This window comes from Paenibacillus pedocola (assembly GCF_031599675.1).
GTDB classification, from domain to species: domain Bacteria; phylum Bacillota; class Bacilli; order Paenibacillales; family Paenibacillaceae; genus Paenibacillus_AQ; species Paenibacillus_AQ pedocola.
Genome location: NZ_CP134223.1, coordinates 458,155 through 475,003 on the forward strand (window position 1 = coordinate 458,155; position 16,849 = coordinate 475,003).

A 16,849-nucleotide genomic window follows, 5' to 3' on the forward strand; every position below is an offset into this window, starting at 1 on the left:
GCCTGCCCCGGGGTTGTCCAGTAGCGTTCCCTTCAATCCTTGGAAAAGAACCGCTTCCTGCGGCGGCTGCGGAACCCGTTCCACAGCTCTCTAAGGGTCAGGAAGATGCTGACGGCAATCCCTGTAAAAGTGACGAACAGCGCCAAATATTCAAAGGGGGAGTAACCCAGCATTTTGCCCCAGTCGATCCGGCCCTTTAAATCCTCGATCACCTGATTCATCCCGTAGATGCCGCTTACGACCGTGAATACAGTAAGGATCATCAGCAGCGTATCCCGGCGTTTGGCCTGGAATTTATCCTGGTATTGGAACAGATCATTTAAGGTCATCTTCACTTCCTCGAACAATGCGTCATTGCCGTAGACCTTGCGCAGCTGGAAGAAAATCTCCCGGCCCTGCGACTGCGAAATCAGCTCCAGGAAATAGAATTTGGCCGAAAATTTGTTGATCAGAAAGATCAGATTCTCAATTTCATCATAATCGTGGTTGATACGCAGACGGGAGTGCAGGTTAGCCAGCTTGAGCAGAACGATTTTATGAAAAATGCTCAGCAACAGCCCGTAATAATATTGGCCGTACATCTGGTTGATGAGCTGGGTAGCAATCTCAGGCTCCGCCCTGCTTAGGCAGCAGAAGGTCTGTTCATTGGTCATGTAGTAGGTGTCCGGGCCCCAGCGGTTATACGAATGTTCCCGGACATAGTTCTCGATATACTCCGGATCGCTGGCGCTAATGTAAGGATTGCCGCTCAGATCCAGCCCGTCCAGCTGGGATGCACGGTAGCGTATCTCCACACTGAGCTCATCCTGGCTGTCCTGGCGGCTGAAGCCGTAAAAGGCTTGAACCAGCATCCGCTCATCGACAAAAAAAGGCAAGGTTTCGAAATAAGCGCCATCGATTTCCGTTTGATCCAGAAACGGCTCCAGTCCGGGCGTCAGATTCTTGAACACAAAATCCTCTACCTGCTCGAAGGATCTGCTTTCACAGTGAATATAAGTTTGTTTGTCCTGAAAGGAGGAATCCTCCAGTGTGCGGAACCGGTCGGCGAATTCCAGCGCCGTGCTGAACGGCAGCGTCTCTTCTTCAATGCGGACCCGCACGGTTAAGAATCCAAGCTGGAACGGGCAGATGAATACATCCGTCGACAGCACCCGGAAATGGACGGATTGCTGGGGCATTTCCAGCCGGCAGGGCAGGTCATTGACCTTCGAGAACCGGCGGAAGGAATCCTCATCCTTCTCGCGCGGGAACAGTACGTGGGCTGCGAACGGCAGGTAGCTGCGCTCCATTTTTTCATGGGAAACGCAGTAGCCTTCTCCGTAATAAGCATCCTCGAGATCTTTGTTATCCAGAAAAAATCGTGTAAAGCCATCCTGCAGAAGCTGCCCGGCCAGCGAGCTATCCTCCCCGTCCTTAATGGAGAAGGGAAAGATAAACTGCAGCAGTGCGGTATGTAATGCCGGTTCGGCAGACACGGTCAAAAGCTTAGTCATGAAGGTTCCACCTTGTACACAGGATATCGGTATGTTCTATATTACCCTAATTTCCAAGCAGCCAAGCTTAGCACAAACAGTACTCCCGCAAAAACAGCTAAGAGGCTGGAGGTCTGCGCGACCTGCAGATGATCCATTGACCATCCTGTCAGAAGCGGGAGCACCGCGCCCCCGACGCCGCCGGAGGCAATCATGATGCTCGGCGTCGCTTCCTCTGCGCCAGGCAGCAGCTTGCTGGAGAAGACGAGCGAGATCGAGAAAATGCCGGACATGAACAGTCCGATCAGAATCAGCACGGCGAAAGCAGCTGCCGGGTGTGCAGTAAACGGAAATATGAGCAGCAGCAGCATGGCCGAGAAGCAGCTGATCAGCACATAGATGCGGTAAGAGATCTTCTCGGCAATGACACCCGCATACAGCCTGCCTGCAGCCATAGCCAGCCAGAAGAAGGTTACGGTCAATGCCGCCGATGCTTCACTCATGCCCAGCTTGGCGATGAAGATCGCCGGCATGAAATTGACCAGGCTCATCTCTGTACCCACGTAGAGGAAGAAGAACAAGATGAACAGGGCCAGCAGCACCCATTGTCTGCCTTTATACGGCAGGCGTTCTTTCCAGGGACGTGCAGTGTGCTCTGCACCTGGAGTACGGCGCGGGGCGCGCTCATCCAGCATACTCTGCAGCGGGCCGAAATGTCCCCTGCCCCAGAAGAGCAGGGAGATTAGGGTGAAGGCAGCGACAATCAGAAACGCAAGCCGCCAGTAGCCTGCAGCTATAAGCGGGCTTGCGGCCAGCGGCATAAGCAGTGCACCGACACCGAACAGCACCTCCAGCCGGCTCATGGCGATGGCGGTTCCTTCCGTGATAGCCGCGATGATAATGGTGCCGATGACCGCTTCAATCATTCCGAAGCCGAAGCCGGCAACCACGGCGATCACATACATCCAGCCCCAGGGCGGGAGAAAAGCATAGGCCACTTCAGCACAGAACAGCAGGCTGGTGGCAATCAGAATGCCGCCGCGTTTGCCGAAGCGGCGGTTCAGCAGCGGTGAGACGAGCACGCCAGCCAGGAATCCGGCGAATTGGCTGAAGATCAGCTCGCCGCCGGCACTGTAATTGCGGTCATAATGCTGGAGCAGAACGGGCAGAATAGAGCCCAGCACCACATGTGCGAGCCCAATGACAAAGTAAGAAAGACAGCCGATCCAGATTAGTTTTTTCACGTAGGTGTAACTCCTTCTGAGAGTGAGTTGATGAATTTGCCCGGATTCAATACGAATGGAGCGGGTACACTATAGTAAGCACAAGTAAGCACAATTTTTATCATAAATCCAAACTGCGGATGTGGATATATAAACTTATATCTGCATGATTTTTGAAAGGAGCTGTTTCGTCAATGGATAACAAAGAGCTGGAGCAGACAATCATCAAGGTGCTGGATGACAATAGGTTCGGTTCCTTCGGTACGATCGAAGCCGGCAACAAGCCTAAAGTACGTTATATGGCGGTATTTCATGACGGATTAAATATTTATCTGGCTACTAACCGCAAAACGCATAAAGTAGAGGAGCTGAAGGATAATCCAAATGCTTTTCTGCTGCTTGGTTATGAAAAGGGCGGCGGCAAGGATGTGCTGGAGATTGAGGCAAGAGTTGCTGTCACGAAGGACGACAGTCTGCGCTCGAAGGTCTGGAATAAATCACTGGAAGAATGGTTTAAGGGACCGGATGATCCGGACTATGTCGTTCTTGAGCTTGAGCCTACACGGATCGAGTATATGAGCAAGAATAAGGAGCATGGTGTTTGGCAGGCTGGCACCCCGGTAGGCAAGTAACAGAACAGCAGCTTTTTATATAAAAAAGGTAACAGCCACCGGCGAACTCTGATTCGTTGGTGGTTTTTTGTATAACCTTGTCATCCTGTGCCTGCACGTGGTTGAAAATTGGCAAATCATGATATAATGACTTGACCTCAGTTTGTCATTTGATGCGAAGGAGGATGTCTATGAACTGTAAGGACTGCTCTGCAATTGAGCCGGTGGAGGATGAAGGAGAAATCCGGTTTCGGCCGTTTACCTTTGTGCTTGCCTCCGCTTTACGGGCTGCAAGAGTAGAGTTTGCAGGCACGAAGAATACGGGGAAGATTACGTATACATCCCGGGAGGCGCTTTTTGAACTGCTGAAGCTGCTGAATTTACTCCAGAAACAACTGGATACCTCGCTGGAGTTATGTATTAACAGCAAGACGGGCAAAGGATCGGCAGAACGTTGGGTTTCCTTGGATCAATTAGAGATAAGGTTCGCCAATGACAATCTGATTTCCATCATTTCCAACCATGATTTTACCAGTCATATGCAGCCTATTGTGAATTTTAATGAAGAGATTATAGGTTTTGAGCTTTTGCTGCGGCCGCTGCCGCAAGGAAGTGTATTTCAGCCGTATGAGCTGTTCGAACTTGCCCGCCAAACCGGCTTTCACTCCTTTTTGGACCGGGCTGCGCGGATCTCGGCGATTGAGACCAGTGCAAGACTGCTGCCCAAAGGCATCAAGCGGTTTATTAATTTTCTGCCTTCTTCTATTTATAATCCCAGTTTTTGTCTTACGCATACCTTTGAAGCTATTGAGAGACTGAACCAGGACCCGGAGGATTTCGTATTTGAAGTTGTCGAGACGGAGCGTATCCATGACATGGGTCATCTGCAGGCGATTTTTACCGAATACCGCAAACAAGGCATGCGGGTTGCTCTGGATGATGTCGGTGCCGGCTATTCTACGGTAGAGGTGATGTCCAGTCTCCAGCCGGATTATGTTAAGATCGACCGGGCTCTAATTAGCTATTGTGATCAAGATGCAGTGAAACAGAAGGCCATCAACGATATCCTAAGCCGGGCTTCAGCTTTCGGAGCCGAAATACTCGCCGAAGGTATTGAGCGGCGGGAAGAATTCCTGTATTGCCGGGATATCGGCATTCAGCTGGGCCAGGGGTATCTCTTCGGTAAACCGGAGGACAAGCCTCCGGCGAATTTCGGATTTATTGCATAAGGTCATCATTTACATACTCCCCGTGGCGCTGACGGTTTATTGCCCGCCCCGGGGGCTATTTGCTGAAGAAACGGATACCATCCTTAGGGGAAGGGAACTCCGTTTCTTCTTGTTTGGGCATTTTCTTAAAGAAAGGAACTGAAGCTGTATGAGCGTTACACTGCTGTATGTGGAGGATGACCGGGAGATTGGCAGTGCAGTCTCTGCGGATCTGCGGGAACGGGAATATGCTGTCCGCTGGCTGGAGAGCGGCGAGGGTGCAGTGGAGGCAGCTGCCGGCTGCCAGCTGGCGGTTCTTGATGTGATGCTTCCCGGACTCGACGGGTTCACTGTGGGACAGCGGCTGAAACGGGCGTACCCCGGCTTGCCGATCCTGATGTTATCGGCACGTGCTTCGATTGACGACAAGCTGCAGGGACTGGAATTCGCTGACGATTATCTGACTAAGCCGTTTCATCCCGATGAATTGGCCGCACGGATAGAGGTTCTGCTGAGACGGACCGGGGCTGCAGAGCCTTCGCCGCTGGTACTTAAGCATCTTATTGTTTATGAAGGAAATAATGTCATTCAGGAGGCTGCAACCGGCCGGGAGATTCTGCTGACCGGCAAGCAGTTCCAGATATTCACCTATCTGCTGCGTCATCTCGGCCAGATTCTGACCAAGGAACAGATTTATGAAGCGGTCTGGGGCGAAGCCTATATGGAGGGTGACAAAACGCTGATGGTTCATATCCGTTATTTGCGTGAGAAGCTGGAGCTCGATCCGGCAGCCCCGGAGATTATTGAGACTGTACGGGGCATCGGCTACCGGGTGAGAGCATGAGAAGACCCGGGCAGCTGCGCAAGTTCCATAGCTCATTGCTCTCCCGCTATTTACTGATTATTATCGCGGCCTTACTGTTTATACCCGTTGTGCTTCCTTTGTCTTTGGCAGGTTACACTATGTTCAACAGCTGGACGGGGGAACAACCGCCGGAAGAATATGCGATGTATTCCAACATCGCCGGACTTGAGAAGCTATGGCATAAAGAAGCGCTGGCGCTGCTCGGCCAAAGTCCGGAAGCGATCAGCAGCCGGCTGCAGAAACTCAGCAGTAGCTACCCGCTGGCGAGGATGTTCTGGGTAGACGGGCAGGGAAAGACCCGGCTGACGCTTACACCAGATGATCCCCGGATGCGGGAGCAGCTCCGCGCCGATACGCTTCCGCCGCAGTGGAGTGCATCGGAAGCGATCGCTTTTATGAAAGAGAGCACGAAGCAGGACCCGCTGGCCATCGTCGCGTTTGTGGGCGATGAGATGGATGCCGGACAAGGCTTTATGGTCATGCAAATTCCAGCGGTTGTTACAGGAGACTATCAGGTCAGGAGTATAGGTTCATGGTACGTTCTAATTCTTCTGATCATTTTCGCCCTGTTTATTGCGGTTTCCTGGCTCTTCTTCATTGGAATCCGCAAGCGGCTGCTCCGGCTGCAGACCGCCATGAGCTTTACGGGAGGCGCCGGCATTCCGCAGCAGATAGCTCCCGGCAGGGCAGATGAGATCGGCCGCCTTGAAGAGGCTTTTAACTCTATGGTGGCCGAGCTTTCCGCCAGCCGTCAGCGCGAGTTGGAGGAGGAAGGGCTGCGCAAGCGGCTGGTATCGGATCTGTCCCATGATTTGCGCACCCCGCTGACTGTAATCCGCAGCCATCTTCATGTTCTCGGCAAGGAACCTCTGTCACAGCGCGGACAGGAATCGCTGCAGCTGATGGATGTCAGGATTGACAGCCTTAGCGGCCTGATCGAGAATCTGCTGTCATACAATCTGCTCAGCAGCGGCCGGATGACCCTGAAGCTGGAGCAGAAGGATGTGCTGCGGGTGCTGCGGGAGAGTGCTGCTGCCTGGTACCCGCTATGGGAGAAGGAAGGCTTTGAGGCGGCGATTGATCTGGAGGCTGAGCCGCTGTATTGGGTCATCGATGAAAGCTGGTTCCGCCGGATTCTCGATAATCTTTTCCAGAATATTGTGCGCCACGCACATGACGGGCATTATGTCGGGGTCCGGGCCGATGTCCGGGAGGGAAAGCGTGTGATTGTGATCTCGGACCACGGTAAGGGGATGGAGAGCCCTTCAGAAACCAAAGGTGCAGGACTCGGCCTGTCCATCGTCGATTTACTGCTGAAACGAATGGAGCTGGAGTGGAGAACGGACAGCTCACCGCAGGGGACCTCCATTGTGATCGGTCAGGCTCCGGAGCGAAATTTAAACAAAATTTAAACTTGCACCAGCCGCTGCTTTAACCTCGGGACGATATGCTAGATACCGGGGTGAAGAGAACAATGAAGCAAACTGTGATTAGAACAAGTGATTTAATGAAAGTCTACCGCGGCCGGGCCGCGGTGGAGCATCTGGACCTGAATATAGGGAAAGGGGAAATCTACGGGTTCCTCGGACCGAACGGCGCCGGCAAAACAACGACCATCCGCATGCTGTTAGGGCTGATCAAGCCGACCTCCGGCCGGATTGAGATCTTCGGCCAGGAGCTGCGGAAGCATAAGCTGCAGATCCTGCGCAAGGTAGGTTCACTTGTAGAGTCTCCTTCCTACTATGGGCATCTGAGTGCGGTGGACAATCTGGAAGCGATCCGCCGGATTCTGGACGTGCCCAAAAGCCGGATTGCCGAGGTGTTGGACATTGTGTCCTTAACCGGTGAAGAGAAGCGGCCGGTCAAGGGGTTCTCGCTCGGGATGAAGCAGCGGCTGGGCATAGCAGCCGCACTGCTGGGCAGCCCGGAGCTGCTGATTCTTGACGAGCCGACGAACGGCCTCGATCCTTCAGGGATACAGGAGATCCGTTCGTTGATTAAACGTCTTCCCGCAGAGCAGGGGATTACCGTGCTGGTATCGAGCCACCTGCTGAGTGAAATCGAGCAGATGGCCGATACCGTCGGCATCATCCGCCAAGGCAAGATGGTCTATCAGGACACGATTGCCCATCTGCAGGAGCAGGCGGCCGGGGAGCTGCGGCTGGCTGTGTCCGAACCCGAAGCTGCGCTGGAGCTGGCGAAGCGAAGAGGCTGCGGCGGCTCCCTGCAGGAGGGCCGGGTGGTTCTGCCCCGGATGAGCGATGCCAGGGTGGCGCTCCTGATTAAGGAACTGGTAGAGAACGGACATGCGGTTTACCGGGTGGAAGAACACCGGCAGTCACTAGAGCAGTTCTTCCTGCAGGTGGTTGAGGGAGGCGCATCATGATGTGGCGGGCATTGTCAGCGGACTGGCTGAAGATACGCGGCAAGGGGCTGTGGTTTCTGGTCTTTCTGGGTCCGCTTGGGCTTACTCTGATGCAGGGGCTGAACTTCGGGATACGCTATGATTATTTGAAGGACCAGTATCGTGCAGACCTATGGGGCGGACTGCTAAGCAATGTGGCCGATTTCGTGCCGGTGGCCCTGTATCTGGGAGGAACGCTGGTCTGTTCGCTGATCGCGAATGTTGAGCATCAGACGAGCTCATGGAAACAGCTGCTGGCTTTGCCGGTCTCGCGGATCTCTGTCTTTATGGCCAAGCTGCTACTCTGTCTGCTGCTCCTGGCCTGCTCCTGTCTGCTGCTATCAGCCGGAACCCTGGCTTTAGGGCTGATCCTCGGGTTCGGTTCACAGGCAGTCCCCTATCCGGATATTCTGCGGATCGGTTTATCTTCTTATGCTGCCGCACTGCCTGTGATTGCGTTGCAGCTGTGGTTCTCGCTGTCGAGCCGCAATCAGACCCTTCCGGTAGCCCTCGGCATTACCTTGTCGCTGTTCAGCCTGTTCGCTATGTTCCTGTCAGAATGGATGCCTCTGACATGGCCTGCCTTGGCCTGGAGTGCGGCTTCACCGTGGCAGTTCATCGTATCGGGTCTGCTTCTTGGCCTGCTGGTGCTGATGTCCGGAGCCCTTCATTTTGCGCGAAAGGATGTGGACTAACGATGCAGAGCTTCTTGCGAATTCTCTCGGCGGAGAGACTGAAGATGTCGAGGTCCTATGTCTGGCTGCTGGTTCTTGTCAGTCCGGCGGTTGCACTGCTTGTCGGAGCGATGGCCAATATACAGCAGGATGGGGAGGTTATTACCTGGCAGTTGCTGCTCAATGTCATGTCCTTAGTCCATGCTTTATTGTTTCTGCCGGTACTTTCAGGGATCTTCGCCGCGTTGATCTGCCGTGCCGAGCATAGCGACGGCGGCTGGAAAATGCTGCTGTCGCTTCCCGTAACAAGGAATTCTGTCTACCTGGCTAAATTCACTTTAGTTATGCTGCTGCTGGCGTCCGTACAATTGGTCTTTCTAGCAGCGCTGCTGGGAATGGGCATATACCGCGGGGCTGAAGGGGCTGTACCCTGGGCGATGATATTCTCCAGCCTGGCCGGAGGCTGGTTTGCCTGTCTGCCGCTGGCGGCACTGCAGCTGGGAGTATCTCAAGGCTGGAGCAGCTTTGGTGCACCGCTGGCGGTGAACGTAAGCCTAACCATACCGAATATGCTGATCGCCAATTCGTCGACTTATGGTCCTTACTATCCATGGGTTCAGCCTTTGCTGGCTATGTCACTGTATGGGGAAGATAAGTTTGGTGCCTTTAATCTGCCGGGAGGGACGCTGATGCTTGTAGTGTCCGGCAGTCTGATTCTATTTTTGACAGTTGGCCTACTCTCCTTCCGGCGTAAGGCTGTTTGACCGTTGATTCCCGGCCTGCCGCTGTGCTTATCGCTCCGGAAGCCTTCTCCATGGACATCGTGTAAAGTTTTTTCTATAATTAATCGTAGAAGATCTTATTAACGACCGGTGCAACCGGAGAAGCATAACTAGGAGGGCGAGAGCATGGAGCCGGCGGCACTTGAAGAATGCGACAACACATGTAGTGGTTCGGAGCTGGGGCCTGAGACTGCGGCGCTCATTCTGCCTGACCGGGGAACCACGGATAAAATGGCGGAGATGTTCAAAGCACTGGGCGACCCTACAAGGGTAAGGCTCATCTACGCATTGTCGCAGAGAGAGCTGTGTGTCCACGATTTGTCCTCCATCCTGGACATGGGGCAATCGGCGGTATCCCATCAGCTCCGCTATTTGCGTAATCTGCGGATTGTGAAGCGCCGCAAAGAAGGCAAGACGGTATATTATTCGCTGAACGATGCGCATGTCGAGCAGATTTTTCTGCAGACGCATGAGCATATCCGGCACGAATAGATGGGCTAGACGGAAGAAACCGTCCCTAACGGCTAATAAGCCTGAGGGACGGTTTCTTTTTGAATGAATCAGGCAGGCTTATACTTTCAAATGGTCATGCTGTAGGGAAGAGTTCTCCACTTGCAGGGTGGCATGCTGAATGCCGAACTTCTGCTCTACGAGGCGCACGGCCTGCTGCAGAATGTCCTGCTGGACGCTGTGATCCTCTATCAGCAGATGGGCGCTCAGTGCATCAAGTCCTGATGTGATACTCCAGATATGCAGATCATGAACATCAATGACGCCCTCGATATGCAGCAGCTCTCTTCTGACATCATCGGAATTCACTGTGAGCGGGGTGCCCTCCATCAGGATATGGAATGCCTGCCTGATTACGCTCCAGGCGCTCCGCAGAATGAGCAGTGCCACAATTACACTAATTATGGGATCAGCAATGTACCAGGAGAATACATTCATGACAAGCCCGGCAATCAGTGCCCCTACAGAGCCAAGGGCATCGCTGACAATATGAAGATAAGCGCTGCGGATGTTGATATTCGCGGTTCCGCTGCTTTTGCGCATTAGCGACCAGGCGCTGACGAGGTTGGCCAGCAATCCGACTGCTGCGATGATTATCATGGTGCCGCTGGCAACCTCCGGAGGCGCATTGAAGCGCTGGAACGCTTCCCACAGAATAAATCCGGCAATGACAAACAATGTAACCCCATTGAACAGGGCGGCCATAATTTCGAATCTGTGAAACCCGTAGGAATTCTTCGAGGTTGGCGGCTTGGCTGCAAAGATCATGGCAACAAGACTTAATGCCAGGGATGCGGTATCGCTCAGCATATGCCCGGAATCTGAGAGCAGAGCCAGGCTGTCTGTAACAAGTCCCCCGAAAAATTCGAGCAGCATAATACCGCCGGTAATGAGTAATGCGATCGTTAGACCCTTACGGTCACCGGGCGAATGAGAGTGTGCGTGCCCGTGCACGTGACTATGATTATGACTGTGGTCCGCATGTGTATGATCATGATCATGACTATGATGATTCATAAAGATACCCCTTCCTCAAATAACATATGAATGATTGCTCATATATCAATATTATTCTTGTTTAGGCGTAATTACAAGGCCATACTTTTCAGGCAAGAACATTCATTAGCATCCTAAAATAATGGAGAAACTATACAAATCCTGCGTTGACACCGCAAGTTTAACAGGAATATAATGTGTTTAAGTTAACATATGAACAAATACTCATATATAGTTTTATCCAAGGGAGATGAGTCATTTGAGCACGGCAGAGGGGCAAGTGAAACGCCAGTGGATGCTTGAAGGGCTGGACTGCGCAAATTGCGCCATGAAAATTGAGAATAAGGTTAAAAAAATCGAGGGCGTATCCTCCTGCTCCGTCAACTTCACCATGAAAATGATGACACTGGAGACCGCGGCCTCCGAGGCAGAGACGATCTCAGAGCAGGCGCGGCAGACGGTACTATCGCTTGAACCGCATGTGAAGCTCAGGGAAATGAAGACCGGAGCCATCCGGAAGCCGCTGCAGTCCGGCAGCTTCCGTACCGGCCATCCCGGCGAAGCAGGCGGTCATGCCCATGATGCCCATCATGATCATGATCACAGTCAGGGGACTGCGCATCAGCATGAGGATACTCCTGAGGAAGCCCATGGCCACAGTCATGATCACGGGACAGGCGATACACGCCGCATCCTGCTGCGGCTGGCCGGGGGCGGTCTCCTGGCTGCCGCGGGAATGTTCCTGCCGGTCAGCGGAATTCCGGAGCTGCTGCTCTTCCTGGCCGCTTATCTTATTGTCGGCGGTGAGGTTGTGTTGTCAGCAGCCCGCAATATTATCCGGGGCCAGGTGTTTGATGAGAATTTCCTGATGGCTCTGGCGACGATTGGGGCCTTTGCCATTGGTGAATATCCCGAAGGCGTCGCCGTCATGCTCTTTTATCAGGTTGGCGAGCTGTTCCAGGGGATGGCGGTTAACCGTTCGCGCCGTTCCATAACGGCACTGATGGATATCCGGCCGGAATTCGCCTATCTCAAGGAAGGCGGCAATCTGCGCCGGGTTTCGCCGGAGGAAGTGGAGATCGGCGATGTGATCGTCGTGAAGCCGGGCGAGAAGGTTCCGCTGGACGGAACCATTCTGGAAGGCAGGGCGATGATGGACACCTCGGCACTTACCGGCGAATCGGTACCGCGTTCAGCTGAACCGGGCAGTCAGGTGCTGAGCGGGTTTATTAACCAAAGTGGCGTAATTACGGTGGAAGTTACGCAGACGTTCGGGGATTCGGCAGTATCCAAAATTCTTGAGCTGGTGCAGAATGCAGCTGGAAACAAAGCGAAAACAGAAAATTTCATTACCAAATTTGCCCGTGGATACACACCAGTAGTTGTGATTACAGCCTTGCTTCTGGCGGTCCTTCCTCCACTGGTGCTGAGCGGGGCGACATTCTCAGATTGGATTTACCGTGCGCTGGTCTTTCTCGTCATTTCATGTCCCTGTGCGCTGGTCGTTTCCATTCCGCTCGGCTTCTTCGGAGGGATTGGAGCAGCTTCACGCAGCGGCATCCTGGTCAAGGGCAGTAATTTCCTGGAGGCGCTGAACGATGTGAAGATTGTCGTGTTCGATAAGACAGGTACGCTGACTAAAGGTCAGTTCACTGTAACGGGAATCTATCCTTCGGAGGGTTTCACCGAAGAAGAGCTGCTGCGGACGGCTGCCTATGCGGAGAGCCATTCCAGCCATCCGATTGCCGCATCTATCCGCGCAGCATATGGCAAGGAGATTTCCGGAGAAGCTACTGCGGACTACAATGAAATCTCCGGTCACGGGATTGAGGTTACAGTAGAAGGCAGAGCAGTTCTCGCCGGAAATGCAAGGCTGATGGAACGTGAAGGGATTGCCTCAAGTACCCCGGCGCAGATGGGGACCATTGTTCATCTGGCCGTGGAGCATAAGTATGCCGGGTATCTTGTAATTGCTGATGAGGTGAAGGAAGACTCGTTGTCGGCAATCCAAGCGCTTGAGGCGCTCGGCATCCGCAAAACCGTTATGCTGACAGGTGACACTACTGCAGTTGCTGAGGCCGTTGGCCGGCAGCTGGGAATCGGCGAGGTTCATGCCGGGCTGCTGCCGCAACATAAGGTCGAGGTTATCGAGCGTTTGGAGCGCGGGAAAAGCCAGCGCGAGAAGATTATTTTTGTCGGTGACGGCATTAACGATACGCCGGTGCTGGCGAGAGCGGATGTCGGGATAGCGATGGGCGGACTAGGCTCGGATGCAGCCATTGAAGCGGCGGATATTGTTATTATGACGGATGAACCTTCGAAAATTGCGGCGGCGATTGGTATTGCCAAGCGTACACGGACTATTGTCTGGCAGAACATTATTTTCGCTCTGGCTGTCAAAGCGGTGTTCCTGCTGCTTGGCGCCTTCGGGATTGCAACGATGTGGGAAGCGGTATTCTCGGATGTGGGCGTCACGGTGCTTGCCGTGCTCAACAGTGTCCGTGCATTGCAGGTTCCGAATAAATTGGCATAAGCTTAGCTGATGCGTCAGCAAATCAAATAATTGAAGAAATATGAAAAATAAGTCTTTTAGATTCCATAATGTGGGTCTACAGGCTTATTTTTTGTTGTTTATATAATGTAAATTGTCTGTTCTTGCCGATATATAAGCAGGGATTTACAGCATATGGAAAAGAGAAATTAGGACTGCTGGGAGGACTAAGGGTGGAGAGCAAAGCGGATAGCTGGACAAAAGTGAAAATGAAAGCAACAAAAAGTAAATCGGCCTCGGTGCAAAGAAAATGGTCACTGGTTGTATTAGCCATTTCGATTGTGCCTTTACTGGGGTCTACTATCTTTTTTACCCAGTATTTTGGCGGGGTAACAAAAGATGACAGCGAAGCATTGGCGGAAACGATTCTGGATATGAATGCCTCGCGGCTGGATGAATGGCTGATGTCCAAAACATCGGCGGTGCAGGAGCTGGTGGCCCAGCATCCTGAATTCGATACTTCGAAACCGGAGACTATTTTCCCGGTTGTTAAGGTGATGGAGGACAGCGACAAGCAGTCTGAGGGCTATAGTGTCATTAATAAAGACGGGCTTTTGACCAATATGCTGGGACTTACGGCCGATATGGGGAAAGCGGATTATTTTCTCAAAGCCAAGGGGACCTTGACTCCGGCGGTAGCCGGCATGACCTATCTTGAGCCGCTTAGCAAATATATTATTCCGGTAGTTGTTCCGGTTGTGGGGCAGGATAAGCAGTTTGCCGGCGGGATCGCCTTCTCGGTTACACCGGAAATGATGATGGAAATGGCCAAAAGCATCAAGGTGGCAGAGAGCGGTTACGGATATGTCATCTCGGGAACAGGCGACTATTACGCCTATTTTGATACCCAGCGCATCGGGAAGAACATCGCAGATTACGCTAAAGAACCAGCCATGAAGAACGCAGTCAAAACCATTCTGGCCGGAGAAAGCGGTTCGGTAACGTACAAAGGCGAGGACGGCAAAAAAGTCATTACATATTTCAAAAAGGTTCCCGGTACAGACTGGAAGCTGCTGATTAATGTGCCCAAAAGCGAAATTTATGCCAAGGTGACCTCGGCCCAGATGATAGCTTCTATTTTCGTGGCTGTTGTCATTATTGTGGTTGTATTCTTATCGCTGTATCTGACCCGCCGGGTTGTAAAACCGATTACGGCTATCTCCCAAGTAATGAAGCGGGTGACAGAGGGCCGGTTAAGCGAGCGGGTAGTTGTAGCGTCAGACGATGAGATTGGCCAGATGAGCCAGAGCATTAATGAAATGATTGATTCGCTATCCGGCATTGTCACAATGATTGATGCAACTGTGGTAGAAGTGGCGGCTTCTGCTAAAGGCTTGCTGGGGTATGCCAAGGAGTCTTCAGATACCTCGGCGGAGATTGCCGAAGTTATCAAAGAAGTAGCTCAAGGCATGGAAGAGCAGTTCAGAGGCTCGGAGCAGTCCGCTCGCGCGACAGAGGAAATGGCCGTGGGTCTGCAGAAAATTGCGGAATCTTCGGTGAGTGTGTCCGATCAGGCGGAAAGTGTAAGCGCAAAGGTGGAACACGGCTACCAGGGAATTCAGTCCACACTGGAACAAATGACGGTCATCAGTTCCACTGCCGGCCAGACCGCAGAGCTGATTACTACCCTTACACAGCAGTCAGAGCAGATTGGGCAAATCGTTGATGTGATTTCCGAGATTTCCAATCAGACGGGGCTGCTGTCGTTGAATGCGTCTATCGAGGCTGCCAGAGCGGGTGAACACGGCCGGGGCTTCGGTGTGGTAGCAAATGAAGTGAAGAAGCTGGCGGAACGGACGAACATCTCGATCGTGCATATTGTAGAACTGATCCGGCAAATCCAGACCTCGACGCTAAATGCGGCCGATTCGATGGAGAAGAGTATTACTGAAATCGGTGAGGGTATGAATAAAATGAAGAGTGTCGGAGCTACCTTCGATCATATCCGTTCGTCGATGCGTGAAGTTTCGACGCAAATTCAGGATGTATCCGCCATTAACGAACAGATGTCGGCGGGAACAGAAGAGATTACAGCTTCCGTCTCCGATATGCTGACGATTGCCAGAAATTCGTCGGAAAATGCCCAAATGGTTGCCGAGGCTTCCGAAGAGCAAAAGGAACTGATGAAGAAAGTGGTGACTTCGGCACAATCCCTGACGCTGATGATGTCTGAGCTGAAGGTTGAAATCGAGAGGTACCGGTAAAGAACAGGAATAAAGAAGTGCTACAGCAGCAAGCCCCCCTATAGAATTAGGGGGGCTTGCTGTGTAGCAATCAGCCTATATTTTTTGTTCCAGGTTCAGGCTTTCGATACCGGAACGTATGATGCCGCAGGAGGCATCGAACTTCGCGAACTCCTGATCATTGAGATTCAGCTCCAGCAGCTCCTGGATACCGCCTCCGCCGATAATTGCCGGTGCACCGGCGCATACATCCCGTTGCCCGTACTCGCCGTCAAGAATCGCCGAGACCGCAATGATTTTGTGCTCGTCATTCAGAATCGAGCGGGTAATATAGGCCAGCGCACTGCCAATGCCGAAATGGGTCGACCCTTTGCGGGTGAAGATTTCCCAGCCTGCGTCTTTAGTCTTGCGGGCAATATCATCCAGATCGAGACTGCGGAACCGTTCACGGTGCTGCTCCATAATCTGCAGCAGCGGTTTGCCGCCGATCGTGACATGAGACCAGGCAACGAATTGGGACTCGCCATGCTCGCCGAGCGCGTAGCCGTTAACGCTGCGCGGATCGATCGAGAACACTTCGGAGAGCAGTGTCTTCAGGCGTGAAGAGTCAATGGAAGTGCCGGTTCCGATAATCCGGTGGCGCGGCAGGCCGGAAATTTTCCATACCATATAAGTAACAATATCGACCGGATTGGCAGCCACCACGAAGATGCCGTCGAATCCGCTGGCCATGATTTCCGTAATAATTTCTCTGGTTATGACAGCAGCGTCGTCCAGAACATCCAGCCTGGTCTGGCCAGGCTTGGGATTGGCTCCGGCGGTCAGAATGACAACATCCATATTGCCGCAGTCACTGGCGGTGCCGGCATATACTTTGGTCCTTGTACCTGTGAAATCCATGCAATGCGAGAGGTCAAGCGCTTGTGCCATGGCGCGGTCATAGGTGCGGTCGACCATCATGATCTCATCGCATATCGCCTGGTTGACCATGGAATAGGCACAGCTGGAACCTACATTGCCGGAGCCGACGATCGCCACTTTTCTCGATTTTGTTTTCAAATGCCTTGCCCTCACTCTCTAAAAGTAATACCCATGCCTACATTTTACCTGATCTTACCGTAAGTTACCTGACATCAGAATGAAAAATACGGTGCCGATCTTCCGGTTTTTGACACAATTAACACAGGAAGTCATCATTTTCCGGGCGGTCTATATAGATATTGTATGCAGAAAATGTGATTACGGGATATAAGTTGACAAACATATGCTAAATTATATTAGTTGTGTGACAAGAAATTGCGGGCAAGGACGAAAAGAGCATTCATGCGCCCGCCGGGTCGATGGAATGCTCTCTTTTGTGAATAATGCAG

At 52.6% G+C, this 16,849-nt stretch carries 14 protein-coding genes; 10 read left to right on the forward strand and 4 right to left on the reverse strand.

From position 1 onward, the window contains the following. Positions 1 to 32 precede the first annotated feature (32 nt). Together QU597_RS02020 and QU597_RS02025 are read right to left on the reverse strand one after the other, a co-directional pair. Positions 33 to 1,493 (reverse strand): hypothetical protein, encoded by a 1,461-nt coding sequence (locus QU597_RS02020; RefSeq protein WP_310831140.1) that lies wholly within the window; start codon positions 1,491 to 1,493, stop codon positions 33 to 35. 41 nt (positions 1,494 to 1,534) lie between these two features. Continuing rightward, positions 1,535 to 2,716, reverse strand: coding sequence for an MFS transporter (locus tag QU597_RS02025; protein WP_310831141.1), 1,182 nt, complete (start codon positions 2,714 to 2,716; stop codon positions 1,535 to 1,537). Positions 2,717 to 2,889: 173 nt separating this feature from the next. Between QU597_RS02025 and QU597_RS02030 the strand changes: the two genes are divergently transcribed. The 8 genes from QU597_RS02030 (at position 2,890) to QU597_RS02065 (ending at position 9,731) form a co-directional block, all read left to right on the forward strand. Continuing rightward, positions 2,890 to 3,327 carry a pyridoxamine 5'-phosphate oxidase family protein gene (locus QU597_RS02030; protein ID WP_310831142.1) on the forward strand — a complete coding sequence of 146 codons (438 nt, stop codon included), beginning with the start codon at positions 2,890 to 2,892 and terminating at the stop codon, positions 3,325 to 3,327. A gap of 170 nt (positions 3,328 to 3,497) precedes the next feature. Continuing rightward, positions 3,498 to 4,535, forward strand: coding sequence for an EAL domain-containing protein (locus QU597_RS02035; protein ID WP_310831143.1), 1,038 nt, complete (start codon positions 3,498 to 3,500; stop codon positions 4,533 to 4,535). A 148-nt stretch (positions 4,536 to 4,683) separates the two neighbouring features. Continuing rightward, positions 4,684 to 5,358 (forward strand): response regulator transcription factor, encoded by a 675-nt coding sequence (locus QU597_RS02040; protein WP_236335672.1) that lies wholly within the window; start codon positions 4,684 to 4,686, stop codon positions 5,356 to 5,358. Next, positions 5,355 to 6,791: a HAMP domain-containing sensor histidine kinase gene (locus QU597_RS02045; protein ID WP_310831144.1), complete on the forward strand. Its 1,437-nt coding sequence runs from the start codon at positions 5,355 to 5,357 to the stop codon at positions 6,789 to 6,791. Before QU597_RS02040 ends, QU597_RS02045 begins: the two co-directional genes overlap by 4 nt. 62 nt (positions 6,792 to 6,853) lie before the next feature. Then, complete coding sequence (locus QU597_RS02050; RefSeq protein WP_310831145.1) at positions 6,854 to 7,765, forward strand: ABC transporter ATP-binding protein; 912 nt, start codon at positions 6,854 to 6,856, stop codon at positions 7,763 to 7,765. Then, positions 7,762 to 8,478, forward strand: coding sequence for an ABC transporter permease (locus QU597_RS02055; protein ID WP_310831146.1), 717 nt, complete (start codon positions 7,762 to 7,764; stop codon positions 8,476 to 8,478). The genes QU597_RS02050 and QU597_RS02055 overlap by 4 nt, the downstream gene beginning before the upstream one ends. Positions 8,479 to 8,480: 2 nt before the next feature. Continuing rightward, entirely contained in the window at positions 8,481 to 9,221 is a 741-nt protein-coding gene (locus QU597_RS02060) for an ABC transporter permease (protein WP_310831147.1), read from the forward strand. A 144-nt stretch (positions 9,222 to 9,365) separates the two neighbouring features. Further along, positions 9,366 to 9,731, forward strand: a complete 366-nt coding sequence (locus tag QU597_RS02065) for an ArsR/SmtB family transcription factor (RefSeq protein WP_054943168.1) — start codon at positions 9,366 to 9,368, stop codon at positions 9,729 to 9,731. Between the two features lie 78 nt (positions 9,732 to 9,809). Here the strand turns inward: QU597_RS02065 and QU597_RS02070 are convergent, their stop codons facing one another. Then, positions 9,810 to 10,766 carry a cation diffusion facilitator family transporter gene (locus tag QU597_RS02070; protein WP_310831148.1) on the reverse strand — a complete coding sequence of 319 codons (957 nt, stop codon included), beginning with the start codon at positions 10,764 to 10,766 and terminating at the stop codon, positions 9,810 to 9,812. Between the two features lie 238 nt (positions 10,767 to 11,004). Here QU597_RS02070 and QU597_RS02075 point away from each other — a divergent pair, with 238 nt between their 5' ends. Together QU597_RS02075 and QU597_RS02080 are read left to right on the forward strand one after the other, a co-directional pair. Then, positions 11,005 to 13,278: a heavy metal translocating P-type ATPase gene (locus tag QU597_RS02075; RefSeq protein WP_310831149.1), complete on the forward strand. Its 2,274-nt coding sequence runs from the start codon at positions 11,005 to 11,007 to the stop codon at positions 13,276 to 13,278. A 191-nt stretch (positions 13,279 to 13,469) separates the two neighbouring features. Next, complete coding sequence (locus QU597_RS02080) at positions 13,470 to 15,500, forward strand: methyl-accepting chemotaxis protein (RefSeq protein ID WP_310831150.1); 2,031 nt, start codon at positions 13,470 to 13,472, stop codon at positions 15,498 to 15,500. Positions 15,501 to 15,575: 75 nt separating this feature from the next. On the opposite strand, the gene QU597_RS02085 is transcribed toward QU597_RS02080, so the two are convergent. Beyond that, positions 15,576 to 16,538, reverse strand: a complete 963-nt coding sequence (locus tag QU597_RS02085) for an L-lactate dehydrogenase (RefSeq protein WP_310831151.1) — start codon at positions 16,536 to 16,538, stop codon at positions 15,576 to 15,578. Positions 16,539 to 16,849: the final 311 nt, after the last annotated feature.